Annotated in this window: 22 protein-coding genes; 12 read left to right on the top strand and 10 right to left on the bottom strand. The window is 67.0% G+C overall.

Annotated features, from left to right (window positions below):
* Positions 1-59: 59 nt before the first annotated feature.
* Together IHQ52_RS03785 and IHQ52_RS03790 are read right to left on the bottom strand one after the other, a co-directional pair.
* Positions 60-689, bottom strand: coding sequence for an MBL fold metallo-hydrolase (locus IHQ52_RS03785; protein WP_024498940.1), 630 nt, complete (start codon positions 687-689; stop codon positions 60-62).
* Positions 689-1,777: an S-(hydroxymethyl)mycothiol dehydrogenase gene (locus IHQ52_RS03790; protein WP_024498939.1), complete on the bottom strand. Its 1,089-nt coding sequence runs from the start codon at positions 1,775-1,777 to the stop codon at positions 689-691. Before IHQ52_RS03790 ends, IHQ52_RS03785 begins: the two co-directional genes overlap by 1 nt.
* A gap of 269 nt (positions 1,778-2,046) precedes the next feature.
* On the opposite strand from IHQ52_RS03790, the gene IHQ52_RS03795 reads away from it, so the two are divergent.
* Positions 2,047-2,322: a DUF7218 family protein gene (locus IHQ52_RS03795; RefSeq protein WP_006438464.1), complete on the top strand. Its 276-nt coding sequence runs from the start codon at positions 2,047-2,049 to the stop codon at positions 2,320-2,322.
* Between the two features lie 484 nt (positions 2,323-2,806).
* Here IHQ52_RS03795 and IHQ52_RS03800 read toward each other — a convergent pair whose 3' ends face one another.
* The gene (locus IHQ52_RS03800; RefSeq protein WP_024498938.1) at positions 2,807-3,688 is read right to left on the bottom strand and encodes a DUF5995 family protein; all 882 of its coding nucleotides are present in this window, start codon (positions 3,686-3,688) and stop codon (positions 2,807-2,809) included.
* A gap of 73 nt (positions 3,689-3,761) precedes the next feature.
* Complete coding sequence (locus IHQ52_RS03805; protein ID WP_024498937.1) at positions 3,762-4,565, bottom strand: LuxR C-terminal-related transcriptional regulator; 804 nt, start codon at positions 4,563-4,565, stop codon at positions 3,762-3,764.
* Between the two features lie 95 nt (positions 4,566-4,660).
* Between IHQ52_RS03805 and IHQ52_RS03810 the strand changes: the two genes are divergently transcribed.
* Positions 4,661-6,274: an AMP-binding protein gene (locus IHQ52_RS03810; protein WP_024498936.1), complete on the top strand. Its 1,614-nt coding sequence runs from the start codon at positions 4,661-4,663 to the stop codon at positions 6,272-6,274.
* 180 nt (positions 6,275-6,454) lie between these two features.
* On the opposite strand, the gene IHQ52_RS03815 is transcribed toward IHQ52_RS03810, so the two are convergent.
* Positions 6,455-6,979, bottom strand: a complete 525-nt coding sequence (locus IHQ52_RS03815) for a hypothetical protein (RefSeq protein ID WP_024498935.1) — start codon at positions 6,977-6,979, stop codon at positions 6,455-6,457.
* Positions 6,976-7,596, bottom strand: coding sequence for a pyridoxamine 5'-phosphate oxidase family protein (locus IHQ52_RS03820; protein WP_024498934.1), 621 nt, complete (start codon positions 7,594-7,596; stop codon positions 6,976-6,978). Before IHQ52_RS03820 ends, IHQ52_RS03815 begins: the two co-directional genes overlap by 4 nt.
* Before the next feature lie 159 nt (positions 7,597-7,755).
* Here IHQ52_RS03820 and IHQ52_RS03825 point away from each other — a divergent pair, with 159 nt between their 5' ends.
* Together IHQ52_RS03825 and IHQ52_RS03830 are read left to right on the top strand one after the other, a co-directional pair.
* Positions 7,756-8,328 (top strand): mycothiol transferase, encoded by a 573-nt coding sequence (locus IHQ52_RS03825; RefSeq protein ID WP_024498933.1) that lies wholly within the window; start codon positions 7,756-7,758, stop codon positions 8,326-8,328.
* 99 nt (positions 8,329-8,427) lie between these two features.
* Positions 8,428-9,087, top strand: coding sequence for a fasciclin domain-containing protein (locus IHQ52_RS03830; protein ID WP_024498932.1), 660 nt, complete (start codon positions 8,428-8,430; stop codon positions 9,085-9,087).
* Positions 9,088-9,254: 167 nt separating this feature from the next.
* On the opposite strand, the gene IHQ52_RS03835 is transcribed toward IHQ52_RS03830, so the two are convergent.
* On the bottom strand, positions 9,255-11,492 hold the full coding sequence (locus IHQ52_RS03835; RefSeq protein ID WP_024498931.1) for a molybdopterin-containing oxidoreductase family protein: 2,238 nt from the start codon (positions 11,490-11,492) through the stop codon (positions 9,255-9,257).
* 130 nt (positions 11,493-11,622) lie between these two features.
* Between IHQ52_RS03835 and IHQ52_RS03840 the strand changes: the two genes are divergently transcribed.
* The 5 genes from IHQ52_RS03840 (at position 11,623) to IHQ52_RS03860 (ending at position 18,547) form a co-directional block, all read left to right on the top strand.
* Positions 11,623-13,119 (top strand): flavin-containing monooxygenase, encoded by a 1,497-nt coding sequence (locus IHQ52_RS03840; RefSeq protein WP_024498930.1) that lies wholly within the window; start codon positions 11,623-11,625, stop codon positions 13,117-13,119.
* A gap of 226 nt (positions 13,120-13,345) precedes the next feature.
* Positions 13,346-14,731 carry a DUF6777 domain-containing protein gene (locus tag IHQ52_RS03845; protein ID WP_238064116.1) on the top strand — a complete coding sequence of 462 codons (1,386 nt, stop codon included), beginning with the start codon at positions 13,346-13,348 and terminating at the stop codon, positions 14,729-14,731.
* Positions 14,732-15,020: 289 nt separating this feature from the next.
* On the top strand, positions 15,021-16,193 hold the full coding sequence (locus IHQ52_RS03850) for a TY-Chap domain-containing protein (protein WP_096272679.1): 1,173 nt from the start codon (positions 15,021-15,023) through the stop codon (positions 16,191-16,193).
* A 156-nt stretch (positions 16,194-16,349) separates the two neighbouring features.
* Positions 16,350-17,174, top strand: coding sequence for a hypothetical protein (locus IHQ52_RS03855; protein ID WP_238064117.1), 825 nt, complete (start codon positions 16,350-16,352; stop codon positions 17,172-17,174).
* A gap of 95 nt (positions 17,175-17,269) precedes the next feature.
* A complete protein-coding gene (locus IHQ52_RS03860; RefSeq protein ID WP_096272675.1) occupies positions 17,270-18,547 on the top strand; it encodes a TY-Chap domain-containing protein in 1,278 nt (425 codons plus the stop codon).
* On the opposite strand, the gene IHQ52_RS03865 is transcribed toward IHQ52_RS03860, so the two are convergent.
* On the bottom strand, positions 18,540-19,094 hold the full coding sequence (locus IHQ52_RS03865) for a dihydrofolate reductase family protein (RefSeq protein ID WP_238064118.1): 555 nt from the start codon (positions 19,092-19,094) through the stop codon (positions 18,540-18,542). The two genes, IHQ52_RS03860 and IHQ52_RS03865, sit on opposite strands and share 8 nt — an antisense overlap.
* Before the next feature lie 186 nt (positions 19,095-19,280).
* Between IHQ52_RS03865 and IHQ52_RS03870 the strand changes: the two genes are divergently transcribed.
* Positions 19,281-20,240, top strand: a complete 960-nt coding sequence (locus tag IHQ52_RS03870) for a phosphotriesterase family protein (RefSeq protein WP_238064119.1) — start codon at positions 19,281-19,283, stop codon at positions 20,238-20,240.
* Positions 20,241-20,244: 4 nt separating this feature from the next.
* On the opposite strand, the gene IHQ52_RS03875 is transcribed toward IHQ52_RS03870, so the two are convergent.
* Positions 20,245-21,042 (bottom strand): SDR family oxidoreductase, encoded by a 798-nt coding sequence (locus IHQ52_RS03875; protein ID WP_238064120.1) that lies wholly within the window; start codon positions 21,040-21,042, stop codon positions 20,245-20,247.
* A 133-nt stretch (positions 21,043-21,175) separates the two neighbouring features.
* On the opposite strand from IHQ52_RS03875, the gene IHQ52_RS03880 reads away from it, so the two are divergent.
* Positions 21,176-22,876, top strand: a complete 1,701-nt coding sequence (locus tag IHQ52_RS03880) for an aldehyde dehydrogenase family protein (RefSeq protein WP_238064121.1) — start codon at positions 21,176-21,178, stop codon at positions 22,874-22,876.
* A gap of 184 nt (positions 22,877-23,060) precedes the next feature.
* Positions 23,061-24,614: a DUF222 domain-containing protein gene (locus IHQ52_RS03885; protein ID WP_407043630.1), complete on the top strand. Its 1,554-nt coding sequence runs from the start codon at positions 23,061-23,063 to the stop codon at positions 24,612-24,614.
* Between the two features lie 271 nt (positions 24,615-24,885).
* Here IHQ52_RS03885 and IHQ52_RS03890 read toward each other — a convergent pair whose 3' ends face one another.
* On the bottom strand, positions 24,886-25,791 hold the full coding sequence (locus IHQ52_RS03890; RefSeq protein ID WP_238064268.1) for an alpha/beta hydrolase family protein: 906 nt from the start codon (positions 25,789-25,791) through the stop codon (positions 24,886-24,888).
* Positions 25,792-25,995: the final 204 nt, after the last annotated feature.

Raw genomic sequence — 25,995 nt, forward strand, 5'->3', positions numbered from 1 at the left:
CCCGGCGCGGAGCCTGACGGGCGGTCCGCGCCGGGTCTCTCCGGTCGATTCCTCGCGGCTCAGCTGCCGCGCTTGATCCATTCCTCGAGATGGGGTGCCTCGGCGGCGATCGTCGTGCCGTCGCCGTGACCGGTGTAGACCTTGGTCTCGGGGTCGAGGGTGAAGATCTTCTCCGTGATCGAGGCGATGATCGTCGGGAAGCTCGAGTACGAGCGTCCGGTCGCTCCCGGTCCGCCCTGGAACAGGGTGTCACCGGAGAAGAGCACGCCCGCCTCGGGCAGGTGGATCACCGACGAACCCGGCGAGTGGCCGGGTGTGTTGATGATCGTCAGCTCGGTACCGGCGATGCTGATCTTCTGGCCGTCCTCGAGATCCTGATGCGACACCCCGGGGTGGGTGTCGTTCCAGAGCATGTCGTCTCCGGGGTGCAGGAGGATCGGCGCACCCGTGGCCTCCGACAGCTCCGGCGCGACGGTGACGTGATCGTTGTGACCGTGGGTCAGCACGATCGCCTTCACCGTGCGGTCGCCGACACCTTCGAGGATCGGGGCCGCCGAGTGCGCGGCGTCGATGATGATGACCTCGTCGTCGTTGCCGACGAGCCACACGTTGTTGTCGACATCCCACGTGCCGCCGTCGAGGCTGAAGGTGCCCGAGGTGACGACTTTGTCGATACGCAGCCCGGCCATCAGAGTTCCACCACCGAGCGCAGGACCTTGCCGGCCTCCATCGCCGAGAACGCGGCCTCGACGTCGTCGATGCCGATGCGCTCGGTGACGAACTTGTCGAGCGGCAGGCGTCCCTGCTCGTAGAGGTCGATGAGCATCGGGAAGTCGCGCTCGGGCAGGCAGTCGCCGTACCACGACGACTTCAGTGCGCCACCGCGCGAGAAGAAGTCGACCAGCGGCATCTCCAGGGTCATCTCCGGCGTCGGCACACCGACCAGGACGACGACGCCGGCGAGATCGCGCGCGTAGAACGCCTGCTTGTAGGTCTCCGGGCGGCCGACCGCGTCGATGACGACGTCGGCGCCGTTGCCGTCGGTGAGGTCCTGGACCGCGGTGACCACGTCGTCGACCTTGCTGCCGTCGATGGTGTGGGTCGCGCCGAGGTCCTTGGCCCACTCGAGCTTCGACGGATCGCGGTCGATCGCGATGATCGTCGTCGCACCGGCCAGCTTGGCGCCGGCGATCGCGGCGTCACCGACACCGCCGCAACCGATGACGGCGACCGAGTCGCCGCGGCCCACGTTGCCGGTGTTCATCGCGGCGCCGATGCCGGCCATGACACCACAGCCGAGGAGACCGGCGACGGCCGGGTCGGTGTCGGGATTGACCTTGGTGCACTGCAGTTCGTGGATGAGGGTCTTCTCGGCGAAGGCGCCGATGCCCAGCGCCGGGGTCAACTCGGTGCCGTCGGTCAGTGTCATCGGGACGCTGGCGTTGAAGGTGTCGAAGCAGTACCACGGACGGCCGCGCTTACACGCGCGACACTGACCGCAGACCGCACGCCAGTTCAGGACGACGAAGTCGCCGACCTCGACATGGGTGACATCCGAGCCGACCGACTCGACGACACCGGCGGCTTCGTGACCCAGCAGGAAGGGGTACTCGTCGTTGATGCCGCCTTCGCGGTAGGCGAGGTCGGTGTGGCAGACGCCGCAGGCCTTGATCGACACGACGACATCGCGCGCACCCGGGTCCGGGATCACGATGTCGACGACCTCGGTCGGCGCCTTCTTGCTGCGCGAGATGACTCCCTTGACTGTCTGAGACATGCGTTGGTTCCTTCCGCAACTGCGTTGTCAGCGTTTCGTGCTCGGCTAGTGCTCCCGGTCGCGACGACGTGATTCGCCCTACCGGACACATCGCCACAACCTTATCGGTACGCGTATCGACCGTCCACTCATGGTCAACGCCGTCCACCAGTAGTGGTCAACGACGGAACCGCTCGACGGAAACTGGTCGGGCCGCCAGGTTTGGTTGTATCCGTCGTCGGGCACGCCACATGGGAGAACCATTCGTGTCGACCACGAGGAGGCAGACGATGGCTGAGAAGAAGCGTGACCCGGGACCATCGGTCAAGGACGACGAGCTCTACGAGAAGCTGCGCGACGAGGGAAACTCGAAGGAGAAGTCCGCGCGGATCGCCAATGCCGCGGCCAACAGTTCCCGGTCGGACGTGGGCCACAGCGGCGGCAAATCCGGCTCCTATGAGGACTGGACCGTCGACGAACTCAAGAAGCGCGCGAAGGAGCTCGACATCAGCGGGTATTCCGATCTGAAGAAGGACGAGCTGGTCGAGAAACTGCGCAACCACTGAGACCGCAGCTCGAGGAGCAGCCCGAACAGCACCGAAGCCGCCGGCCCAGAAGGGTCGGCGGCTTCGGCGTGTCGATGGACGATGCCGGTCAGTGCGCCTCTCGGCGAGTGGCCGCTCGAAGCGGCAGATGGGGTGAGGCCCGGGGCATGAATCCGTCACCGTCGAGCTCTTCAACTGCGACCGTCCCGGATCTATTCCGGGGCCGCGAACACTTGCGTGAATACTCGTTTCGACGCGGTGGCTCGCTGGCGCTCGCTACCGGCTCAACGAGCAGAAACGACGCGGTGGCTCGCTGGCGCTCGCTACCGGCTCAACGAACAGAAACGACGCAGTGGCTCGCAACCGGCTCAACGAGCAGAAACAACGCGGCGGCTCGCTGGCGCTCGCTACCGGCTCAACGAACAGAAACGACACGGTGGCTCGCTGGCACTCGCTACCGGCTCAACGAACAGAAACGACACGATCGCTCAACGAGCGGAATCGGTCAGCGGATGAGCCCGGCGTCCTGGAAGGCGGTCAGCGCGGTCTCGCCGGTGTTCCACAGTCCGCGGACGTCCCCGCGAGCCCCGGCGACCATGTTCCGGTCCTGCAGCGCGAGCCCGTTGCGGAAGGTCAGCACGTTGTAGCCGACATCCGCTGCACGCAGCATCGGACCGGTTGCGCGGCCGGCACCGGCGACCCGGTCGAGCCCCTCCCCCAGCACGTAGAAGCGAAGGATCGGCCCGAGGTCGACCCCATACTCGCGGTTCGTCGACGTCACGATCGAATTACCGTGCGCAGCAATGGAGTCGACGATGAAGAAGAAGTCACGGGCGTTGGTCGTCGTCGCCCGGGAGTCGGCGGTCGCATAGGCCAGGTCGACGGTGATGTGTGCGTTGTAGCCGGCCATCGCGACTCGTTGACCCGGGACGCGGCAGTCGGCGGCCATGTCGAAGTAATGCCGCCACTGTGCAGGGACCGGACGCCCGCTGAACTCCTCGCGCACCGCGTTGAGGAAGCGGTTGAGGAGTTCGAGGCTGATCACCGGTGCCCAGCCCGGGGTCTGGAAGACCTGCGGCCGGTTCTGCAACGGCATCACCGCGTCGCGTTCGACCGACGCCAGCCCGAGCGCGAACAATCCGCGACGGTCGTCGTTCTCGGTGAGGATGTCGACGATTCCGTAGAGCCGCTCGACGTTTCGTCGAAGCTGGACCAGCGGGAGCTCCCGCGACCCGGCGTCGTACGAGCTCAGCTCGACGATGCGGGCACGGTCGGCAGCGGTGAGCGTCGATCCGCAGACCGTCGTCGGCGCAGCGTCGGCAGGTGCCGCCACGAGAAGGGTCGAGGTCAGTCCGAGGCTCAGCAGGATCGCCGAAAACAGTCGCATGAAGCCGTGGGATACCCCGATCCGGTGGCAGACATGCGCGTCACACCCCACGATCTCCACCGATCGCGGGCGGTCAGGGCAGCAGGCCTGCCTGTCGCGCGACGACCACGGCTTCGAGCCTCGACGACGCGCCGAGCTTTCGCATCGCGTCCTTCATATAGCTCTTCACGGTGTGCACGGTCAGGCCGAGCGCCTCGGCGATGCGGGCATTCGAGTAGCCGAGGGCCGCGAGCGACAGCACGTCCTGTTCGCGTCCGGTGAGCTCGACCGCGGATGAGTCGGCGGCGGCCTCGGCGAGCAGGACCTCGGTGATGGCGGTGAGCTGTTCGGAGAGGCGGGCGTCGTCGACGGTGTCGGCCAGCGATCGCAGGCGTGCGTACGCGGCGGTCATGCGGTCGCGCAGCTCGTCCTCGTTCTGTGCACCCTGCTCCAGCCGGGTCCGGGAGACCACGATCTCCTGTTCGACGGCGCGGGCCTCCGCGGCCAGGACGTCGAGCATGCGCCCACCGATCGGATCGGGGGTGTGCAGCGCGCCGTAGATGACCGCGACCGGCGTGCGATCGACGATGATCGGTGCGGCCATCATCGCGCGCAGGCCCTCGCGTTCGATGAGGGTGTTGTAGCGGTGGGTGATGTGCGGGGTCCGCACGTAGTCCTCGACCACCATCGGGCGGTTCAGCGCCACCACCTTGCCGCCCAATCCGTGCCCGACATCGACGGACAGCCCACTCAGCGCACCGACATGCTTGCCGGCGAAATGCTGCAGACGCAGACTCGTCGAATTGTTGACGACGCCGGCGAAGGCCAGGGGCACCCCACTGGCTTTGCGCACCCGTCGCAACGCGTCGGTGACGATCCCGCTCAGCGGCTCGGGCATCTCACCTCTTCTATCCCCCTCTTCGGAGGGTGGCAGGGACTACGGACGGCGGTCACACTGTGACCCAGCTTACTCAGTCAAGAGCGAGGTTCACGATGACACAGGCCACGACGACCCCCACCGACATGGTCGACCGCTGGTTGGCAATCTACGGGGCGCCCGACGCGAACGCGGCGGCACTCCTCGTCGACGGTCATGATCCCGACGCGGTGGCGTTCACCGTGATCGAGGTCGAGGCCTCCGCCGACGCCGATTCCGCACCGGTGCCGGTCACCACGGACGTGACCTACGGCGACCTCGCCGAGCGGTCCAAGCGCTTCGCGTCGGCACTGGCCGACCTGGGCGTCGGCCGCGGCGACACCGTCGGCGTCCTCATGGGCAAGCGCGAGGAGCTCGTCGTCTCGCTGCTGGCCATCGCCCGCCTGGGTGCCGTCTACATCCCGCTGTTCACCGCCTTCGCGACCCCCGCGATCGAGATGCGCCTGACGTCCGGCAAGGCGAAGGTCGTGATCACCGAGCCGAGCCAGGCGTCGAAGCTCGACGGCGTCGAGGGCATCCAGACGATCGTCGCCGGGCCCGGCGCCGGGAGCGAAGCGCGCGGGCCGAATTCAACACTGCAGTTCGAGGAACTGGTCTCCTCGAACGAGCCGATCGCCGAGTCGGTGGCCGTCGGCGGCGACGGCGCGCTGATCCTGCTGTTCACCAGCGGCACCACCGGCGCCCCGAAGGGTGTCCCGGTCCCGGTCAAGGCGCTCGCCTCCTTCGTCGCCTACATGCACTTCGGCCTCGACGTCCGCGACGGCGACGTCTTCTGGAATGCCGCCGACCCGGGCTGGGCGTATGGCCTCTACTACGGCATCCTCGGCCCGCTGGCCACCGGACACCGCAACCTGCTGCTCCACGCCGGCTTCAGCCCGGAACTCACCGCGCAGATCCTCAGCGGCCTCGGCGTCACCAACTTCGCCGCGGCACCGACCGTCTACCGCACCCTGAGCAAGGACCCGCGGATCACCGGCTTCTCCCTGCGGCGCGCGTCGTCGGCCGGCGAACCGCTGACCCCCGACGTCATCGGCTGGGCCCAGCAAGCCCTCGGCACCGAGGTCCGTGACCACTACGGCCAGACCGAGCACGGCATGTTCATCAACAACCACTGGCACGACGACGTCCACGAGGCGCTCGTCCCCGGTTCCATGGGCAAGCCGATGCCCGGCTTCGCGGCCGGCATCGTCGACGGCCAGATCGCCATTGACGTCCCCGCCAGCCCACTCATGTGGTTCAGCGGATACCTCGACGCCCCAGAGAAGACCGCCGCACGTTTCACCGAGGACCGCCGCTGGTACCTGACCGGCGACACCGGACGCGCCGACGACGAGGGCCGCTACTTCTTCAGCGCGCGCGACGACGATGTGATCATCATGGCCGGTTACCGCATCGGCCCGTTCGACGTGGAGAGCGTGCTCATCACGCACCCGTCGGTGATCGACGTCGCGGTGGTCGGACGCCCCGACGAACTGCGCGGCGAGGTCATCGAGGCGTTCGTCGTGCTCGCCCCCGGCGTCGAGGGCACCGAAGCCCTCGAGAAGGAGCTGCAGCAGCTGGTGAAGAGCGAGTTCGCCGCCCACGCGTACCCGCGCACCGTGCACTTCGTCGACGCCCTCCCCAAGACCCCCAGCGGCAAGATCCAGCGGTTCCTGCTGCGCAAGGGATAGAGCCGACCGCGTTCGTCGGCGATCGAAGACGACGACGCGGCCATGACGCGCGACCCAGCGGGTGCCCCCCTTTCGCTGGGCCGCGTAACAATCGAGGTGCCGTGGCCGGCTGCCGCAATCCGGCCGGTCCGGTCACCTCGAGTTCGGTTCGCACCGTCGCGAACCGTCACGGCCGACGGGTCATTCACCCCCGGGTGACCCGTCGGCCGGGCCCCACGAAGTACGACGATCGGTGCACAGGTGTCCGATCCGTGCGAGCGGATGGTGGGGATCGCGGGTTCTCACCCAGACCGCGGTGCCGTCGACGACGGTGGCGCGGAGGATGTCCCACCCTGCTGAAGGCCAATCGATCCACACATTCCCCGTGAGATCGCCCTGCAGTTCGTCGGCCAGGAAAGCAGTGGCCTGCGCGGTGGGGAGATCCCGGTCGAGGGGATTCTCGGTCCTCAGGTACCCGCCCCAGCCCGACTCATCCCAGCGACGTAGCTGGACGTGTATCAACCCGAACTCGCCGACGACGAGAATGTCCCATTCGTACCCGCTGAAGTCGGGTAACGGCTTCTTGTCGACCCAGCAACCCAGATCGCGCTCCACCGCCGCGACGGCGCTCGACAACGATCGTGGAACCGGGGACCGGCCTTCCCACTCGTGGATGTTCCAGCGTCGGGTCCACCTCGCGATGACGTCGAATGGGAACCCACTCATGGCCCGGTCAGCCGTCCCGTCAGAGCCAGCACCGAATCCGGCGGCGTCGCACCCGAATACGTGATCGGTTCGTCGTAGACCGTTCTCATCGGTACGACGCCGGTCCAGTCCGACGACTCGATGCCCGGTCCGCCGGCGCGGGCCTTGGCGATCCACTGGCCGTCGACGATCGGTAGTCGCAGAACCACGGTGGCCGCGAGTTCTTTCCTCGTGGTCTCTCGCACCTCGGTAACGCGACCCGGAATGAGCTTGTCAGACAACACCTCCAGCGCCGACCGCGCGTCGTCGACCAGTTCGAGCGTGCCCCTCACCACTGCCGAACGGTAGTTGGCGGAGTGATCGAAGAGGGTGTCGGCGATGACGAGGCCGTCCATCGCGAAGACCGTGAACGTCACGGGCGCTCCCGCCGCGACATGACGCAGGGCTCCCGCCCCGGTCGATCCGTGAAGCAGGATGGCATTGCCGTCGCGGGCGAACAGCATCGGCACCGACCACGGCAGACCGTCGACGACGGTACTGAGCGTCCCGACTTTCGCCTCGTCGAGGAGTTCGTCGAGGGCGGCACGATCAGTCGCGCGATCGGGTTTGCGGGTGAGTGCGCCGAGCGGAGATGTCATGGCGCTCATAGTCGGGTACGGGCCCCATCCGCTCAACCGAAATAGCCATCCGACTCCGCCACAGAAGGCGTGGGAATGAGGACCGAAGTTGTCCTCGATGGGTCATAACGTGGTTCTCACCAGCACGAACTAGCCACCCACGACGAACCGGAGAGCACCATGGGCACCTACACCACCGCAGAACTCAGCGTCGATGTCACCGGAGAGAAGCGCGAACTCCTCACCCTCCTGCAGGACCAGCGCAACCTGCTCAAGATCGCCGCCCGCAACCTGACCGACGAGCAGGCCCGCAGGCAGACCACGGTGAGCACGCTGACCATCGGTGCTCTGATCAAGCACCTCGCCAACGGGGAGGAGAACGCCGCCAAGGTCATCACCGAGCGGGACGAGAACGCCGAATTCGACATGAGCCGCGCAGCAACCGAATACGAGTTGATCGAGGGCGAAACCCTCGCCGGATGGCTGGAGGCCTACGACCGCAACGCCGCTCGACTCGACCGCGTGATCGCCGACGCCGAGAGCCTCGACGAACTCATCCCGCAGCCCACCGCACCCTGGACGCCCGAGCGCGAGTGGTCCACGATCCGCACCATGATCCTGCATCTGCTCCGCGAGACCTCCCACCACTGCGGACACGCCGACATCATTCGTGAGGCACTGGACGGACAGACCACCATGGGAGCCATCTCCGAGGGCCAGGACTGGGCCGACGCCGAGTGGATGCAGAACTGACCGATCCGAATCGACCCATCCGGTTCTGACACGGTGTCGAATGCGCTTGTGAGGCTGCCAGAGGAGCAGCCGAAACCTCTCGAAGAGATTGGATCAACGATGATCAAGCGTGTTCCCCGTGTAGCTGGAGCGGTGACCGGACTGGTCCTCGCCGTCGGCCTGATCGCCGGCTGTTCGAGTGACGACAACGACTCGTCGAGCGAAACCACCAGCGCAGCAACCGGAATGACCTCGATGAGCGAGAGCGCCGCCGCCGATCCGGCCGCGAACCTCGTCGGCCCCGGCTGCGCCGCCTACGCCGAGGCCAACCCCTCCGGCCCCGCGTCGATCGCCGGTATGGCCACTGTCCCGGTCGCCACCGCCGCGTCGAACAACCCCGAGCTCACCACCCTCACAGCCGCTCTGTCCGGCAAGCTCAACCCCGACGTGAACCTGGTCGAGACGCTGAACAACGGTGAGTACACCGTCTTCGCCCCGACCGACGACGCCTTCGCCAAGCTGCCGCCGGAGACCGTCGAGAAGCTCAAGACCGACAAGGACATGCTGACCAAGATCTTGACCTACCACGTGGTCGAGGGTCAGGCGACCCCGGACAAGGCCCTCGGTGAACACACCACCCTCGAAGGCCAGAAGGTCACCGTGACCGGTGAGGGCGACAACCTGAAGGTCAACGACGCCGGCATCGTCTGCGGTGGCGTCACCACCTCGAACGCCCAGGTGTACCTGATCGATGCCGTTCTGACACCGCCTGCGGCGTAACCAGATCCGCCGGTCCATCCATCGCACGCCCCGAGCGCGGAAGAGTCGGGACTTCGCGAGCGGGATGACGCCCCGATGCATCGGGACGGAAGCCGACCGGATGATGACATGCCGATTCCCTGAATGAGCAAGAGCGCTCGTTCAGGGAATCGGCATGTCTGGCTCTACTACCCAGCCGTGCCTGCGGATACGTCGACATCGCTCCGGCCGGCCACGAGCGCGGACACCTGGATCGGCACCCCGGTCATGTTCGCCATCCCCGCCAGACGTTCGAGATCGGCGGGGTCCGAGGAGATCAGGGCGTTGACGTTCACCCCGCCGGCACCGAGGTCGTTCTCGGCAGCCGCGTTCGCACGGGTCCAACCGCCGGAACCGTTGTGTCCCCAGCCATGTGGGATCGCGACCACACCGGGCTTGATGTCCTCGGTGATCGTCACCGGCAACGAGATCCGGCCGTGGCGTGACGCGACGGTCACCAGGTCACCCTCGCCGAGACCGCGTGGGTTCGCATCGTCGGGATGCATCCGGGCCGCGTGCGACCGGCCTCCGCGCAGGAGCATCGGCGCATTGTGCTGCCAACTGTTCTCCGAGCGGATCTCCCGCATACCGATGAGCCGCAACGGATACTGCTCGTCCGGGTCGACGGTCAGCCGCTCGACCTCGTCCATCAACTCCGGTGCCGCCAGCCGAATTCGCCGATCCGCGAACGTCACCGTCTTTCTCAGCTGCCCGGGAGCGAGACCGTCGGCCACGACGATCCCGTGCGGGAACCTCTCGACGAGCTTGCGATAGGTCACCCCGTCGCGTCGTAGACCGAATCGATCACCGCCCAGGCCCATCCGGATCACCAGGTCGGACACCACGCGCGGGGTCACCGGCCGTCCGAGACGTCGCGTGACGACGTTGACGAGGTGGAACGCACCGAGCAGCGGATTCCGCCTCGACAGCGCTCCGATCAGCTCGTTGATCACCGTCCACTCCTCACGCGCCTCGCCCTGAGGCGGGATCACCGCCTCGGTCGCCTGCTTGAACGGCGTCGTGAACAGCGCCTGGAACGGGAGCAGGAAATCCTCGCGTTCGTACATCGTGGTGGCCGGCAGGATGTAGTCGGCGTGGGCGTTGGTCTCGTTGCGGTAGATGTCCAGCGACACAAGGAGATCGAGGTCGTCGAGCGCAGCGCGCAGTTCGTCGCCGTTGGGTACCGAGAGCACCGGGTTGCCCGCGCTGACGAACAGCGCACGCAACTGTCCCTTTCCCGGCGTGGTGATCTCCTTGGCCATCAACGACGCCGGCGCAGTGCCCAACACCTGGGGCAGGTTCCCGACGCGGCTGCGCCGCCCCGCCCAGGCGAAGCTCGAAATCCGCTGGAGTGCAGCCACACCCAGTCGCTGTCCGGGGACACCGAGGTCGCCGAACATCGACCCTCCGACCACGTCGAGATTGCCGGCCACGAGGTTGACCATGTCGAGCAGTGCGGTCGTCAGCGTGCCCGTCCGGCCCAGGGACGTCCCGACGCGTCCGTAGACGGTGGCGCGTTCGGTCGAGACCAGGGCCCGGGCGATCTCCCGAACCTTCTCCGGCGGGATGTCGGTGCGGGCCGCGGTCACCTCCGGCGCATAGCCGGCCACCATCGCCTTCAAGTCGTCGACCCCGCGCGCCCGGCGCCGCAACCGCTCCTCGTCGACCGATCCCTCGTCGAACATCACCTGCAGCAGCGACAGCAGGAACAGTGCATCGGTGTCGGGGGTGATGGGCAGCCAATCGAATTCGCGGGCGGTCTCGGTGTGCCGCGGGTCGACGACGAGAACGGTGCCGCCCCTCCCGGTGATCGCGTTGAGCCCCTCGCGGATGCGTGGCGAGCTCATCACCGAGCCGTGCGACACAACGGGATTGGCGCCGATGATCATCAGGTAGTCGACCCGGTTGATGTCCGGGATGGGAGCGGCGACGGGGTTGCCGTACAGGAAGTGACTCGCCACGAAGCGGTTGTTCACGTCCTGCGATCCCGCCGAGTACACATGCGGTGTCCCGAGCAGGTTCATGAAGACCGCGGCCCACAGGACGTGCCCGGTGGAGAACGTCGCGGGATTGCCGAAGTACCAGCCGACGGCGTCGCTGCCCCGTGCGCGCTGGACCTCGCGGAGACGGTCGGAGATCTCGGCCAGGGCGGTGTCCCAGGAGATCTGTTCGAAGTCGCCGTCGGGGCGTCGACGCAGCGGATGACGCAGACGATCCGGGTCGTTGACGATCTCGGCGAAAGCGATGCCCTTGGGACAGGCGAACCCCTTCGACAGCGGGTGGTCCTTGTCGGGCCGCAGCGAGACCAGCCGATCACCGTCGACGGTGGCGATCATCCCGCAGAGCGGCTCACAGATCCGGCAGTAGGTGGGCTTGTCCTGCGTCATGTGCCGTCCCCCCGGCCCCGGGTCGTCGGCCGGAGGCCTATCGTCGTGACAGTCGGTGTGATTCCGTTCACATCTGATGACAAGTGTTGCATGATGACACCACCCGAGGCATCCCACGGAGGAGGTTCCTGTGACCGCGATCGACCCCGCCCGCCCAGCAAGCGATCCCGACACCCGCGTACGCGATGTCATCATCATCGGGGCCGGTCTGTCCGGCATCGACTGCGCGTATCGCCTGCGTGAGCAGAACCCGGACGCCGACTATCTGATCCTCGAACGGCGTGCTCGGGTGGGCGGCACGTGGGACCTCTTCCAATACCCCGGGGTCCGTTCCGACAGCGACATCTACTCGCTCAGCTATCCGTTCGAGCCGTGGCGCAAACCCGGCGCACTCGCCGACGGCGACGACATCCGGAAGTACATCGAGCACACCGCGCACAAGTACGGCATCGCCGATCAGATCCGGTTCTCACAGCACGTGCTGACCGCCGACTGGGATTCGTCGACCGACACGTGGACGCTGGGCGTCGAGGTCGGCGACGGGGAGGACAAGCGGTCCGAGACCTACCGCTGCCGCTTCCTGGTCTTCGCGACGGGCTACTACGACTACGACCAGCCCTACACACCCCGGTTCGCGGGCGCCGAGGACTTCACCGGGCAGATCATCCATCCGCAGCACTGGCCGGCGGATCTCGACTACCGCGGCAAACGCGTCGTCGTCATCGGCAGCGGCGCGACGGCGGTCAGCCTCATCCCGAACCTCGCCGACCAGGCCGCCCACGTGACGATGCTGCAGCGCTCACCGTCGTACATCTTCTCGTCGAAGCAGAAGGCCTACCTCGCACCGGCCCTCAAGAAACTGCTTCCGCCCGCCGCCGCCCACCGGGCGATCCGGTTGCGCTATGCGACGCAGACCGCGGCGATCGTGCATCTCACCCACCGCTTCCCGAAGCTCGGCCGGAAACTCATCCGCGCCAACGTCGCCGCGAACCTGCCCGAGGACTATCCGGTCGACATCCACTTCAACCCGACCTACAACCCGTGGGACCAACGCATGTGCCTGGTTCCCGACGCCGACCTGTTCAACGGCATCACCGAGGGATCGATCGAGATGGTCACCGACCACATCGACCGCTTCGACGAGACCGGCGTGCGCCTGACCTCGGGACGGCATCTCGATGCCGACATCATCGTCACGGCCACCGGTCTGCAGCTGCTCGGGTTCGGCGGCACGCGCCTGCGCGTCGACGGTGACGAGGTGAAGCCACACGACCGCTTCGTCTTCAAGAGCCACCTGCTCGAGGACGTCCCCAATCTCGCCTGGTCGGTGGGTTACACGAACGCCTCGTGGACGCTGCGCGCCGACATGACGGCGCGGTCGGTGGCGAACCTGGTGAAGTACATGCGCGAGAACGGCTACACCCACGCCTACCCGCATCTCGGTTCGGAGCCGATGCCATCTCAACCGTTGTGGGATCTCAAGGCCGGATACGTCGAGCGGTCGCCCGACGCGTTGCCGAAGTCGGGCACCCACGGGCACTGGAAGGTCCGCCACAACTACTACCGCGACGCGATCGACCACCGCATCAGCAAGATCGACGACTCGATGGTGTTCGGGCGGATCTGAGCGGGACGCCTGTCCCCCGGACCCAGACCGGTTTGTCGGGTCCGTCGATCGCGGTGTTACACCGAGTGGTCCGAACGGTCGAGATTTGGCCGCAGATGACCGATCTTCGCTGGTCAGGCCTTGCCTGGCGTCCGACGCGCCGCTGATACTCGAACTCGGCGAGCGCCTCCGCCCGCCACGACCGCGTCCGTTGTCGCCGGCGCGTCGGCAAGAGGAGTTCGCCCCGATGACTTATCCGCCCGGTTTCCCGATCCATCCCTCGACGCCGTTCGGTGCGAGCCCTCCCCAGCCCCAGAACCGGCGGGCCCTCACACTCGTTCTCGGTGCGATCGTCGTCGTCCTGGCCCTCGTGCTCGCCGCCGGGATCGTCTTCGTCGTGAAGGCCCGCAAGGGTGACATCTACGTACCCGGCCTCACGCTGGCCGCGGCGAACGATCCCGGCGTCGATCCGTTCACCGACCCGGTGCTCGTCGCCGGTGCGGGGAACCTGCCGGGAAACGTCGCTCTCTCGGCGAGCGTCGGTGCCCCCGACCTGGGTGGCCGCGCGGTCAACGGCACCGAGGCCGGTCTGTACGCGACCGGCGACACCTCCGCGTGCGACACCGCGGCACTCAGCGACCGGCTCATGGCGGATCCGGCGACGGCCGCCGCCTGGACGAGCGTTTTCGGGATCAGCACCGCCGCGATCCCGCACTACCTCAACACCCTCACCCCGGTGGTCCTGACCGCCGACACCTGGGTCACGAACCACACCTACACGTCGGGGCGGGCAGAACCGTTCCAATCGGTCCTGCAGCGCGGCACATCGGTGTACGTCGACGCAGCGGGCGTTCCGCGCACGATGTGCTCGAGCGGCAATCCCCTTGCACCACCGGTCTCGGCACCCCTCGGCGGCTACCGGCTCGAAGGTCAGCCGTGGCCCGGCTACCAGAGCCGCGAGGTCACCCGCATCGCTTACAACAACCAGAACGTCACCGCGGTCAGCCGGACGTCGATGATCGTTCCGGGCGCACCCACACCGGTCGCGGAGACGAGCGGGTCGGTCCTGCAGCTGTTGAACTTCCTCACCGGCGAGATCCTGCCTCGGACGATGGGCGGACTGCTCGATCTGTCGGGACTGCCACCTCTTTCCGAACTGTTGCCCACTCCGGCTGACCTGAACACACCCTTCGCGGCGGGCACCGACGAGGACGCCGAACGCAACGGACTGCTCGAGGCCGGCAACCCGGCCGCCGCGCCGGCGGTCGTAGAGCGTGCCGCAAAGGACAACGGCCTGCCGGCCGTCGCACCCGCCTCCGACTCGTCGGAGCAGCCGGGTTCCGGTGCATCGGGTCCGGCCGAGGCGCCGTCGTCCGGTTCGTCCGAGAATCCCGCGTCCCCGAAGTCCGAATCCGAGAGCCCCGCATCCCAGACCGCCGTACCGCCGGAGATCCCGAGGTCGGCTCCGCCGGCGGACACGTCGACCTACGAGGCTCCGCCACCGGCGGAGACCCATACCGAGACACCGACGACCACCGAACCGACCACCAGCGAGTACGTCCCGCCACCCGAGGAGTCCGGCCAGGCACCGGAGCCGCCGGCGGAGGTGCGTTACTCGTCGCCGGCCGCATGAAAGTCGACCTGCTCTGACCTGCTGTGATGCCCGCGTTCCTGGCATGACCGCCTGCTGAGTCAGCCGGGTGACCCCGAGCGCGGTACGGTTCCAGCATCAGGTCTGATCAACCGACCAACAATGTCTCCCCGGTCACCTAACCTGGTGCCGAAGAGGTTCGCGGTCGGTCATCGTCTGAGCCGGCTCATCCGGACTGCTCGTCCCGCACCGACACCGACCGCAACCCGACGCACGTTTTCCCCGCAGCACTGGGCGCTCTCGATCGCAGCGCACGAGAAAGGAAGTCGACATGACAACCGACTTCACCGTGGACTCGAACATCGATGACGCCTGGCGCACATTCCAGCTTCACGTCGGCGACCGCCTGGCCAACCTCACCCCCGGTTCGACGCTCACCATCCAGCTGGACCCCCTGATCCCCGAAGGTCCTCACGGCAGACTGCGCTTCACCCTCACCGGTTCGAACCGCCTGCGGTGCACCATCGACGACACCGATCTGCACCCTACCGAGGAGTACTTCCTCGAGCATCTCGAGATGCTCGAGGCGCTCGGCTGGCGTCGGCTGCGCAACCGCACCCACATCTACGAGGTGGGCCGCCGACGCGTCGACGAACTCGCCCACGCGACGGTGGCCACGTTGCGTCAGGTCTGGGAGGTCGTGCATCCGGCTTTCCTGGACCACTCTCCCGCGGCACGTGCCGAGCCGCAGATCGAGGTGGCCGTCCAGCCCTTCGACGACGATCACCTGCGTGCGCTGCTCGTCGGCTCGCTCGAAGACCTGACCGGCTGCCGGATCCAGACCGACGCCGACGGCGACATCGCCCTTCCGACCAAGCCCGTCTCGTCGTGGCTGAGCCCCCGGTCGGACGCGCCCCGTCTCGAGTTCTTCGCGCGCCTGGCCGGTGACATCACCGACCGCAGACGTGCGGCCGACATCGTCGCGGCCCAGCCGACGATGGGTTCTGCGGTCCGGGTCCACCTCCTCCAGAACGAGGTGTTCGCGACACTGACCCTCGAGTGCGCGGTCTTCCACCCCCACAACCTGAGTTCTGCGCTCGCCGAGTGGTTCAGCTTCCTCGCGGACTGCGCGCCCAACGTCATCGAGCAGATCACGCAGAGCGCGACACCAGATCTTCCCGAGACCGAGGAACGCCTGCCGGATGCGTTGCAGACGCTGCTCGAACTCGACCCGGACGGCCGGTCGCTGAGCGCCCGCGAGGTCGCGAAGATCTGCCGGTACAACCAGGCCGACATCCTCTCGTTCATCCACACCTGTGAGGAGCAGTACCTCACCTGGCGACGCTCGGCGGCCGACGCGGCTGCGGCCTCCGATGCGGCCGAAGCCGACGCATGCCGTCACGAAGCCGACGCCTGGCGTGCGACGACCCACAATCTGCGCGCCGCGCTCCGTGTCGTCGTCCTCTCCGACGACGCGGCCGACAGTCGCCCGACGGCCAAGTGACCGCGCGCACGACACCGCTTCCCCGCCTGGCGCTTTCCGGGTAGTCCACCCGGAGGATTCCGGTTCCGTACTCCAGCGCGACGGTGGTGTGTGAGCTATATCGGGTAAGGGGTCTCCTGCGCGCGACCCCGTCCGGGCATTCCATCGGAGCATTGCATGACCCTCACCACCGACCACGGCACGCTGACCTTCACCTTCCCCGAGTTGGGACCCGACGCCCGCCTGCATGTCACCTTTCCCCGGACTCTGCGCGCCGGTGATCTGGCCGACCAGGCCGGACTCACCGCCGACACCACGCTGCGTCTCGCGCAGGGCTCTCCGACGGGTGACGCCGACGCCGTGATCCCGATGTGGCAGTCCGAAGCGACGTGGATCGATTTCTCCTCGCCGCATCAGCACCCGTTCCTGGTGATGATCGGCGTGGACGGGGTCAACGCGATCAGCGGGAAGGTGTTCACCGGCACGCCCGACTTCGACACCGACGACTACATCGAGGTGCCCACGCAACAGACCCTGGCGTCGTACCGGACGGGTACGGGCGATCACCGGCAACTGGTCGCGCCGTCGACCCACACGAGCCGGGGACCCGATCCGCGCGGAAGGCTCGTGCAACTCACGGTGATTCCGATGCGGGCCGAATCCTGGGCTCGACGCCGCCACCACGCGTCGGCGAGTACCTGCGTCCTCTGCGACATCTCGCGGGCAGAGCAGGCCCGTACCCCACCGCGCACCGCGGTCGCCCGGGTGATCGGTCCGCTCGAGTCCGCCGACACGTGGCACCCGACCCGCATGGGGTCGGCCGCCGTTCGGATCGTCAACTCGGTGACGTGGGAGTCGCTGACCGGTCTCACCCCACGACACTCGCGGCTGACCTGTGCGGACTACCTCGACCGTCGACTCCCGTGGCATTCGACCTACCGCGAATCCGACCGCCCCGAAGCGGCGAGGGACGAATCGAGGAGGCATTCCTCTCGGCTGTAGATCTCACCCGGGTGTCAGGAAGGCGTCGTAATATTCGAGTTCCGCGGGTTCGCCGGCGGCCGTCATTCACGAAGACCCCAGCTTGAGGAGTGCGAATGTCCCCCGATTTCGATGCCGTCGTCGAGGCGGCATGGCGGGACTTCACCGACACCCTCGCGGACCGCGTGCCGCAGCTGGCGCCCGGTCAGTCGTTGACCGTGGTCGAGGCGGCGGCCGGTGGCTGGCGCAGGCGGATGACGTTCGCGGTCGCCGACGAGGACCGGTTGCGCTGCACCATCTCCGCGGGCGATCTGACGTGGACCGACAAGGACCGCTGGATGCGGCAGGCCACCTTCATCGTCGACCGGGGCTGGTGCCGGCTCGAGGGTCGCAGCGCTTTCTGTTACGAGGTCGCCGACCACCGGTTCGGTGACCTCGCACGGGCGGCGGTACGAGCGCTCCGCGAGGTCTGGGGAGTCATCCACCCGTCCTTCGTCAGCATCGGCGATCCGTCCTACTCCCGGCATCAACTGACGTCGGGTTCGGCCGACGTCGAGTCCACGGACCACGCCTCCGGAGCCGAGGGTCATGGCCGCGGGTTGGGTGCGCACGCGCTCGACCCGGAGACCACCAATGCCGACACGATCCGCTTCGCCTCGCTGGCCCATCCGCTCGACGCACCGGCCGAGTCCGGGGTGGTGCCGCAGTCCAAGGACCATCTCGTCGAGCTGGTCCGGGCGGCGATGGCGGCGGCGGGCCGGCCGGTGGTGATCAGCCCCCGCAAGGCCATCTTCCTGCGGTCGTCGGGCACGTCGCTCCTCCGGCCCACGCGCGACGCACGCGCGCTGGAGATCGTGACGATTCTGAGTTCGGCGGTGCCGGCCCCGTCGGTCCTCGGGATGCTCGTCTCCGAGTTCTCGCCGCGCTGGCCGGAGATCGCCGTGGTCGTCCGCAACGGCCTCGTGTACGCGCAACGTCGCCTCGACGTCGCCGTGTTCAGCCCCGCCAATCTCGACGCCGCGCTGCGCCGCTGGGACGAGTTCGCCGGCTCGGCCCGCGCGGAGATGATCGCCCGTCTGGAGGGCGGCCGGAAAGCCGCACACCGGTGTCGCGGCGAACGCCTTCCCGGAGCGTTGCTGGCGCTGCTGCGCGTCAACCAGAAGCCCGGGAACAAGCTGTCCCCCACCACCGTGCTCATCGCGTGCCGGCGCGATCCCGAACGTGTCCACGAGTTCTTCGACATCTGCGCCGCCGAGATGCGCGAGTGGATGGACAACCTCGCCTCGGCCCGCAAGGCCGAGCTCGGCGACGAGGAGATCGCGTTCTGCGAGGCGGAGCACCGCGCCTACGCCGAGGTGGCGCAGCTGCTCCTCAGCGCGATGGAGCTCACCTGACGCCTTCGCCGGTGGACGAGTAGGACAGGTGCACCACGCCGTTGTCGAAGGACTCCGTCTCCACCAGCGTGAGCGGTAGGTCGGCGAGGCCGTCGAAGAGGCGTGCGCCGGTGCCGAGCACCACCGGGTAGACGAGAAGGTGGAGTTCGTCGATCAGCTTGTCGTGCAGCAGAGCTCGGACGAGAGTGCCGCTGCCGGTGATGTACAGGTCGTGCTCGTTCTTGAGCTTCTCGATCTTCTCCGGGTCATACGCCCCGATGACCTCGGAGTTCTGCCAGCCCGTCGCCTCGTCGAGCGTGCCGGACACGACGTACTTCGTGGTCTCGTTGAAGAACGGCGCACCGGGGTCGTCGTCGACGGTGCGTTCCGACCAGGCCGGTCCGAACATCTCGAACATCTTGCGGCCCAACAGGATGCCATCGCACGCGCCGGTGAAACCACCCACCACCTCGCTCATCCGGTCGGTGAACCCGTAGGGCATCGTGAAACCGGGGTTCTCGTAACTGCCGTCGAGGGTGATGAATTCGTGGACGTGGATCTTTCCCATCGGAATGCTCCTGTGCTCGCGGGGCCTGCGTTCTCGTCACGATGTCAGACCAGCCGTCCATCCGGAACTCATCGGTGACGTCCACGAGCACTGCCAACCCGACCGAAACGCCGTACACGCCGAATCCGGTCCACTAGGGTTCGGCCCAGCGGGTGCGCAACGAGGCGACCCGGCGAGGAGGTTCTCGTGGTCACCGTCCACACCGCCGCAGGGCCGGTCGATTCCGCCGAACTCGGCAAAGTGCTTGTGCACGAACACGTCTTCATCGTCGGCGAGGAATTCCGGCAGAACTACCAGGACGACTGGGACGAGGACGCGAAAGTCGCCGAGGCCGTCCACGACCTCGCCGAACTGAAGGAACTCGGGATCGACACCATCCTCGATCCCACGGTTCTCGGTCTCGGCCGGTACATTCCGCGTATACAGCGGATCGCCGAGCAGATCGATCTCAACATCGTCGTCGCGACGGGGCTCTACACCTACAACGACATACCCTTCCAGTTCCACTACGCCGGTCCCGGCCTTCTCTTCGACGTGCCCGAACCGCTGGTGGATCTGTTCACCAAGGACCTGACCGAGGGCATCGCCGACACCGGTGTACGCGCCGCATTCCTCAAGTGCGCCATCGAGGAGCAGGGCCTGACGCCCGGCGTCGAACGCGTGATGCGAGCCGTCGGGCAGACCAGCGCGCAGACCGGTGCACCCATCACCGTGCACACCAACCCGCACACCCAGTCGGGTCTGGTGGCACAGAGGGTGCTGGCCGAGGAGGGTGCCAATCTCACGAAGGTGGTCATCGGACACTCAGGCGACAGCGTCGACCTCGACTACCTGATGAAGATCGCCGACGCCGGCTCCATCCTGGGCATGGACCGATTCGGTCTCGATCTGCTGTTGCCGTTCGAGGACCGCGTGAACACGGTCGCCGAACTGTGCAAGCGCGGCTACGCCGACCGCATGGCACTCGCCCACGACGCGTCGTGCTTCATCGACTGGTTCGACCACGAGGCGAAGAAGCAGGCGCTGCCCAAGTGGAACTATCGCCACATCAGCGACGACGTCCTGCCCGCGCTGCGTGAACGCGGCGTCAGCGACGCCGACATCACGACCATGCTCGTCGACGTTCCGCGCCGGTACTTCGAGTAGCGCCTCAGGCCAGGGATCGCTGGTAGCGGCGCATACCGCGCAGCCAGCGGTCGTAGTCGGCGCCCTTCTGCCGGTACATGTCCAGCACCTCGGCGTGTGGGAGGATCAGGAATCGTTCGTCGGCAACAGCTTCCAGCACGATCGCGGCGACCGCACCCGGGGTCAGGACCTCACCGGCGGTCTCGACGGCCTTCTGCATCAGCTTCTGGTCCGGCGTGGCCGAGTCGTCCTCGGGCCGGAGCAGCTTGGTGTCGACGCCCATCGGGCACAGACAGCTGACCCGCACACCGTCGTCGCCGTGGGTGATGTTGAGCCACTCGGCAAAACCAACGGCGGCATGCTTGGTGACCGAGTACGGCGCATTGCCGATCTGGGTGAGCAGTCCGGCAGCCGACGCCGTGCTGACGAAGTAGCCGCCGCCCCGCTCGACCCACTCCGGCACGAGACGACGCGCCGCCCGGATGTGGCTGCGCAGGTTGACGTCGAGCGCCAGATCCCACATCGCCTCGTCGGTGTCCAGGCCGCCACCACGTCCGATACCGGCGTTCGCAAAGTACAGGTCGACCGGCCCGAAGGTGGACTCGGCCAGGCGGACGGCCGCGTCGATGTGGTCGTCGCTCGAGGCATCACCGGCGATCGCGACGGCGGAGTCGCCGAGTGCATCGGCGACACTGTCCGCCGACGCCGCGTCGAGGTCGGTGACCACGACCTTCGCGTCCGCCTCGACCAGGGCGTGCGCGAGCGCACCACCGATCCCACCCCCACCGCCGGTGACGATGGCAACCTTGCCTGCGACGTCCATGGAGATCTCCTTCGATCGGTGAGTCTGGATAAAGACCTACCAGACGTACGCATCGTCTCCGGCGGCTGACCCGTGCCGAGGAGTTCGCTCGTGGGTCTGGCCACCCACCACGCGCGGTGCGACACTGGACGTCATGACGGCCGGGGTTTCTCCGCCGGCGCATGCCGAACTCGACGGCATGCTGGACGAGCTCGCGCAGGGCGTCGCCACCTGGACGGCGATGCCGCTCGAAGAACGCGCGGATCTGCTCCTACGCACGCGAACGGCCGTCGACAAGGTCAGTCGACGCTGGGCGGAGGTCGCGATCCGCATCAAGTCCACTCCCCTATCGGTGCGTGGCGAGGAGTGGCTGTCGGGTCCGTACATCATCATGGCCGGGCTGACCAGGCTCGCGAAGACCCTACGCGTGGTCGCTGCCGGCGGGAGCCCGGTGGACGGCATCCGCACCGGCAGCGCACCGGGCGGGCGGTTGACCTTCAAGGCCATGCCGCTCGGACTGCAGGAAGCACTGCTGTTCAACGGTCTGGCCGGCGAGATCTGGATGCCACCGGGGGTCGGCTTCGGCGAAGTCCGCGCCGGCGCCGGTCTCGGCACCCTCACCCCGGGCGACTCCGGCGGAGTCGGCCTCGTCCTCGGGGCCGGAAACGCCACGCTGATCGGCCCCTATGACGTGCTCTACGAACTCGTGGCGTACAACCGGGCGTCGATCCTGAAACTCAATCCGACCTTTCGCGATCTACACGGGATCTATTTCGAGGCGTTCGCGCCGCTCATCGAAGCCAACGTGATGCGAATCGTCAACGGCGACATCGAGACCGGCGAGTATCTGACCTCACATCCCGGCATCAGCCATGTGCACATCACCGGTAGCCGTGCCGCGCATGACGCGATCGTGTGGGGTCCCGGGGAGGAGGGGGAACGGCGTCGAGCCGAGGGAACCCCGCTGTTGACCAAGCCGATCACCAGCGAACTCGGTGGCGTGTCACCGATGATCGTCGTTCCCGGCAAGTGGTCCGATGCCGACATCAGGTACCAGGCCGAACATGTTGTCACTCAACGAATCCACAATGCCGGACACAATTGCATCGCGGGTCAGTCGCTCATCCTGAGCTCGTCGTGGCCCCAACGTTCGCAGTTCCTCGACGCGATCCGTTCACTCCTCGACAAGATCCCACCGCGGGCACCGTGGTATCCGGGCAGCGACCGCAAGATGAGCCTCGCCGAGCAGGAGTATCCGCACGCCGAACACCACGGTGGCCGACTGCTCGTCCAGGTCGACGACTCCACATCCGACGCCATGTACACAACGGAGTTCTTCTCCCTGGTGTTGGGACACACCGAGTTACCCGGTACCGGAGCCGCATTCCTGCGCGACGCCGTGCATTTCGCGAACACCAGGCTCGACGGCCAGCTCGGCGCCAGTGTCATCATCGCCCCACGCGATCGCAAGGACCTCGGGCCCCGTCTCGAGGAGTCGCTCGCCGAGCTGCACTACGGAGCGATCGGGGTGAACTGCTGGGCGGCGTTCGCGTTTCTGTCGCCGACGCTCAGCTGGGGCGCCTACCCGGGAAACACCCTGGACGACGTGGGCAGCGGAATCGGCGTGGTGCACAACGGATTGCTGATTCCCAACCCGGAGAGATCGGTGGTCTACGGTTCCTTCCGCCCCTTCCCGCGGTCGTGGTTGGGCGGAGAATCGACCATCGCCCCGGCGTCGCCGGTCTATGTCACCTCGAAGTCGAACAATTCTGCGTCGGAAGCCCTCACCCACTACGCGGCACGGCCGGGATGGTCGCGCATTCCGCAGGTGTTCCGGTCGATCCTCTTTCCTTGAGGTAAAGGCCGGTAGCGGGATTCCATCCCTTTACACCAACCCACCGACAAGTTCTTCGGCGGTGAGCCGTCCGGATTCTCGTTGCACCACAACGCAATAGCGAGTACAGTCGAGTTCGAACATACATTCGCACCAGCGGCATCGGGGGGTGACCGTCTTGACCGAGATCTCGAACTCCGACGTCGTGCCGTCGACCCGCGCCTCCGAACTCGTGCAAGAACTACACCGGATCACCACCGAGCTGCAGACCGTCGACCTGACACAATGCTCCGATGCCGAGCTCGTCGACGTCGCCGCCGACACCGAACGCGCCATCGCCCGACTCACTTTCGCCGGCGACCGGCAGATCGTCGAGATCGCCGACCGCGACCTGCCCCATAAAACCGGGCACCGCAGCATCACCCAGTTCATGACCCACCGCCTGCGCGTGGCCGACCCCATGCGCCGCACCAAACAACGCCACGCGACCGCCACCCACCTCAGCCCGACCGGCGAACCGCTCGAACCCGAACACCCCGCTCTGGCCGAGGCATTGGCCGACGGCAAGATCAACACCTCCCACATCCGGGCGGTACTCGACGTGCTCGACCAGATCCCGCACGCCGTCGACCACGACGTGAAGATCGCCGCCGAACGACAGATGGCCGAAATCGCCGTCGACCACACCCCCGCCGACATCACCGCCCTCGGCGCCCGCCTGTTGGCCCACCTCGACCCCGACGGAACACTCGCCGACGACACCGACCGCAAACGCCGTCGCAAACTGTCGGTCAACCGGCAACGCGCCGACGGCACCGCCAAGATGTCCGCCGACCTCACACCCGAACTCCTCGCGCGGATCACCATGCTGCTCGCGGTCTGGGCCAAACCCGGCATGAACAACCCCGACGACCCCGAATCACCGCACGGGTCGATCGAGAATGCCGACCCCGAGATGGTCGAAGCCGCTGCCGCACGTGATGATCGCAGCGATGCGCAGCGCAACCACGACGCGTTCAACGCCTTGCTGAAGGCTGTGTTCGAGGACGGACTCCTGGGTAAGAGTCACCGCGGGTTGCCGATACAGGTGATCGTCAAAGCCGACCTCAACGATCTGATCCGCGAAGCCGGGTTCGCCACCACCGCCACCGGCACTTTGATCCCCATCCCCGACCTCATCGACATGGCCGCCGACGCCCAACCCTGGCTGGCGGTGTTCAAAGACGCCACCGCCGTCCCGCTGTACTTCGGACGCGGCAAACGCCTGGCCACCCGCGAACAACGACTGGTGTCCTTCGCCCGCCCCGACGGCGAAAGCTGCTCCACACCCGACTGCGGCATAGCCGCCGCACATGTGGAAATGCACCACGCGCAACTGGATTGGGGTCTCGGTGGCCTCACCGACATCACCGACCTCGCCCCGGCCTGCCCGAAACACAATCGCATGGTCGGCGACCAGCCCGGACAGTTCACCACCCGGATGGTCCGGGAAGGGCCCGATGAGGGCCGCTGCGTCTGGCGGCTCAACGCCGAACCCGGCGCGCCACCCAACCCCGAACGTGTGAACCGGCGACCCGACATACCCCGACGGTTCATCGAGCACCTTGAACAGGTGCGCACCGAAATCCACGGGCCCGATGAGGCGTCCGGCGATCAGTCGCGCCTTCAGCTGCGCCAGATCATCGACCTACGCAACGCCTCCGACGCCGAAGCCACCCTCGCCTCGATAATGCTCGCCGCCGCATACCCGCGCGTGTGAAGCAAGCGTGGCGAGGGACGGTCACCGGCCCTTCGAGGCTCGTCGCTAACGCTCCTCACACCTCAGGGAGCAGATGGGCAAACACCCCCAACACTCCTCACACCTGAGGGAGCAAGTGGGCACCACTCGCTAACGCTCCTCACACCACAGAGAGCAAGTGGCCACTCACCGCCAACACTCCTCACACCACAGAGAGCGAGGGTGGGCACCTCATAGAGCGAAAGTTCGTGCAACCGCACCGAAGTCGAATCGGAGGTCCGTGGCCGCTGCGTCAGTCGATCACGTCATCGACGTCATCGAGGTCTGCCGCCGAGACGCCGGTGATGATGTCGAGAACCTGCGGGTATTCGGGCGCGGTCGAGGTCACCACCGAGCCATGGTCACCGCCCGGGATCAGCACCGCCTCGGCCTGACCACCCTGCCTCACGACGGCATCGACGTAGCGGCTCGAGTTGACCGGCGAGACCATGCGGTCCTTGGTGCCGTGCACGGCCACCACCGGTGTCGTCGGATCGATGTTCTGGATCGGGTCGACCATGGTGTAGCGCTTCGGCACCTGACGAGGCAAGCCGCCCAGGGCGGTCACGATCCGATCGTCGCCATGTGTTGCGGCATAGACCATGTCGAGAGGTCCGGCGAGCGACACCACCCGGGTCGGCCGGAACACCGGCCGCGCACCGACCTCGTCGTCCTCCAGCTTGTGCCTGGTGCCACCCCACACCGCGAGTTGAGCGCCGGCACTGTGTCCGACGACGAGCTCGTCATCCGTGGTGATCTGCGGGAACTGCTTGTCCACCACCGACACGTGGTCGAGCGCACTCGCGACGTCGCGGAAGGTCGTCGGCCAGCCGCCGCCCGAACCCACCCGCCGGTATTCGACGTTGTAGACCGCCATGCCGCGCTCGGCGAGATCACGAGCCAGCGGATCGAAGATGTCCGCGCCCAACGCACTCTGCCAGGCACCGCCGTGGATCAGAACGACGAGCGGGATCGAGTCGACCCGCTGCTCGCCCTTCGGGAGGTACAACTCGGCCCAGTTCTGATCACTGTCGGCCTCGCCGGGTGTCGGGTACTCGATCCGGTGGATGGTGACGTCGTCGAGGTACTGCACCTCCTCGGTCGCCTGGGTGTCGACCGGACCCGAGACCGCCGGGTCGTCGGCACTGCACGCCGTCAGTCCCAGTCCCGCGGCGAGTGCGACGCCCAGAAGTCGAAGTGGGACAGGCGACCAGCGGGATCGCCGGGAGTCGCTCAGGGTCAACGAAGGCAACAATTCAGTGCCTGCCTTTCCGGCCACGAGGCCATCACGCATTCTGTCGCAACCGGTCCCGAGTATCGGCACCACAATGTCGCCGGCTTCGCCGCCACCGCCCACGCGATC

The organism is Gordonia amicalis (assembly GCF_022059885.1).
Classification (GTDB): domain Bacteria; phylum Actinomycetota; class Actinomycetes; order Mycobacteriales; family Mycobacteriaceae; genus Gordonia; species Gordonia amicalis.

Bases quoted from the DNA above. Each gene is read 5' to 3' on its own strand.
- IHQ52_RS03850 (WP_096272679.1), top strand. From the start codon at position 15,021: ATGACAACCGACTTCACCGTGGACTCGAACATCGATGACGCCTGGCGC.
- IHQ52_RS03785 (WP_024498940.1), bottom strand. From the start codon at position 689: ATGGCCGGGCTGCGTATCGACAAAGTCGTCACCTCGGGCACCTTCAGC.
- IHQ52_RS03810 (WP_024498936.1), top strand. From the start codon at position 4,661: ATGACACAGGCCACGACGACCCCCACCGACATGGTCGACCGCTGGTTG.
- IHQ52_RS03800 (WP_024498938.1), bottom strand. From the start codon at position 3,688: ATGCGACTGTTTTCGGCGATCCTGCTGAGCCTCGGACTGACCTCGACC.
- IHQ52_RS03790 (WP_024498939.1), bottom strand. From the start codon at position 1,777: ATGTCTCAGACAGTCAAGGGAGTCATCTCGCGCAGCAAGAAGGCGCCG.
- IHQ52_RS03865 (WP_238064118.1), bottom strand. From the start codon at position 19,094: ATGGGAAAGATCCACGTCCACGAATTCATCACCCTCGACGGCAGTTAC.
- IHQ52_RS03830 (WP_024498932.1), top strand. From the start codon at position 8,428: ATGATCAAGCGTGTTCCCCGTGTAGCTGGAGCGGTGACCGGACTGGTC.
- IHQ52_RS03805 (WP_024498937.1), bottom strand. From the start codon at position 4,565: ATGCCCGAGCCGCTGAGCGGGATCGTCACCGACGCGTTGCGACGGGTG.
- IHQ52_RS03820 (WP_024498934.1), bottom strand. From the start codon at position 7,596: ATGACATCTCCGCTCGGCGCACTCACCCGCAAACCCGATCGCGCGACT.
- IHQ52_RS03880 (WP_238064121.1), top strand. From the start codon at position 21,176: ATGACGGCCGGGGTTTCTCCGCCGGCGCATGCCGAACTCGACGGCATG.
- IHQ52_RS03815 (WP_024498935.1), bottom strand. From the start codon at position 6,979: ATGAGTGGGTTCCCATTCGACGTCATCGCGAGGTGGACCCGACGCTGG.
- IHQ52_RS03875 (WP_238064120.1), bottom strand. From the start codon at position 21,042: ATGGACGTCGCAGGCAAGGTTGCCATCGTCACCGGCGGTGGGGGTGGG.
- IHQ52_RS03845 (WP_238064116.1), top strand. From the start codon at position 13,346: ATGACTTATCCGCCCGGTTTCCCGATCCATCCCTCGACGCCGTTCGGT.
- IHQ52_RS03835 (WP_024498931.1), bottom strand. From the start codon at position 11,492: ATGACGCAGGACAAGCCCACCTACTGCCGGATCTGTGAGCCGCTCTGC.
- IHQ52_RS03855 (WP_238064117.1), top strand. From the start codon at position 16,350: ATGACCCTCACCACCGACCACGGCACGCTGACCTTCACCTTCCCCGAG.
- IHQ52_RS03795 (WP_006438464.1), top strand. From the start codon at position 2,047: ATGGCTGAGAAGAAGCGTGACCCGGGACCATCGGTCAAGGACGACGAG.
- IHQ52_RS03860 (WP_096272675.1), top strand. From the start codon at position 17,270: ATGTCCCCCGATTTCGATGCCGTCGTCGAGGCGGCATGGCGGGACTTC.
- IHQ52_RS03825 (WP_024498933.1), top strand. From the start codon at position 7,756: ATGGGCACCTACACCACCGCAGAACTCAGCGTCGATGTCACCGGAGAG.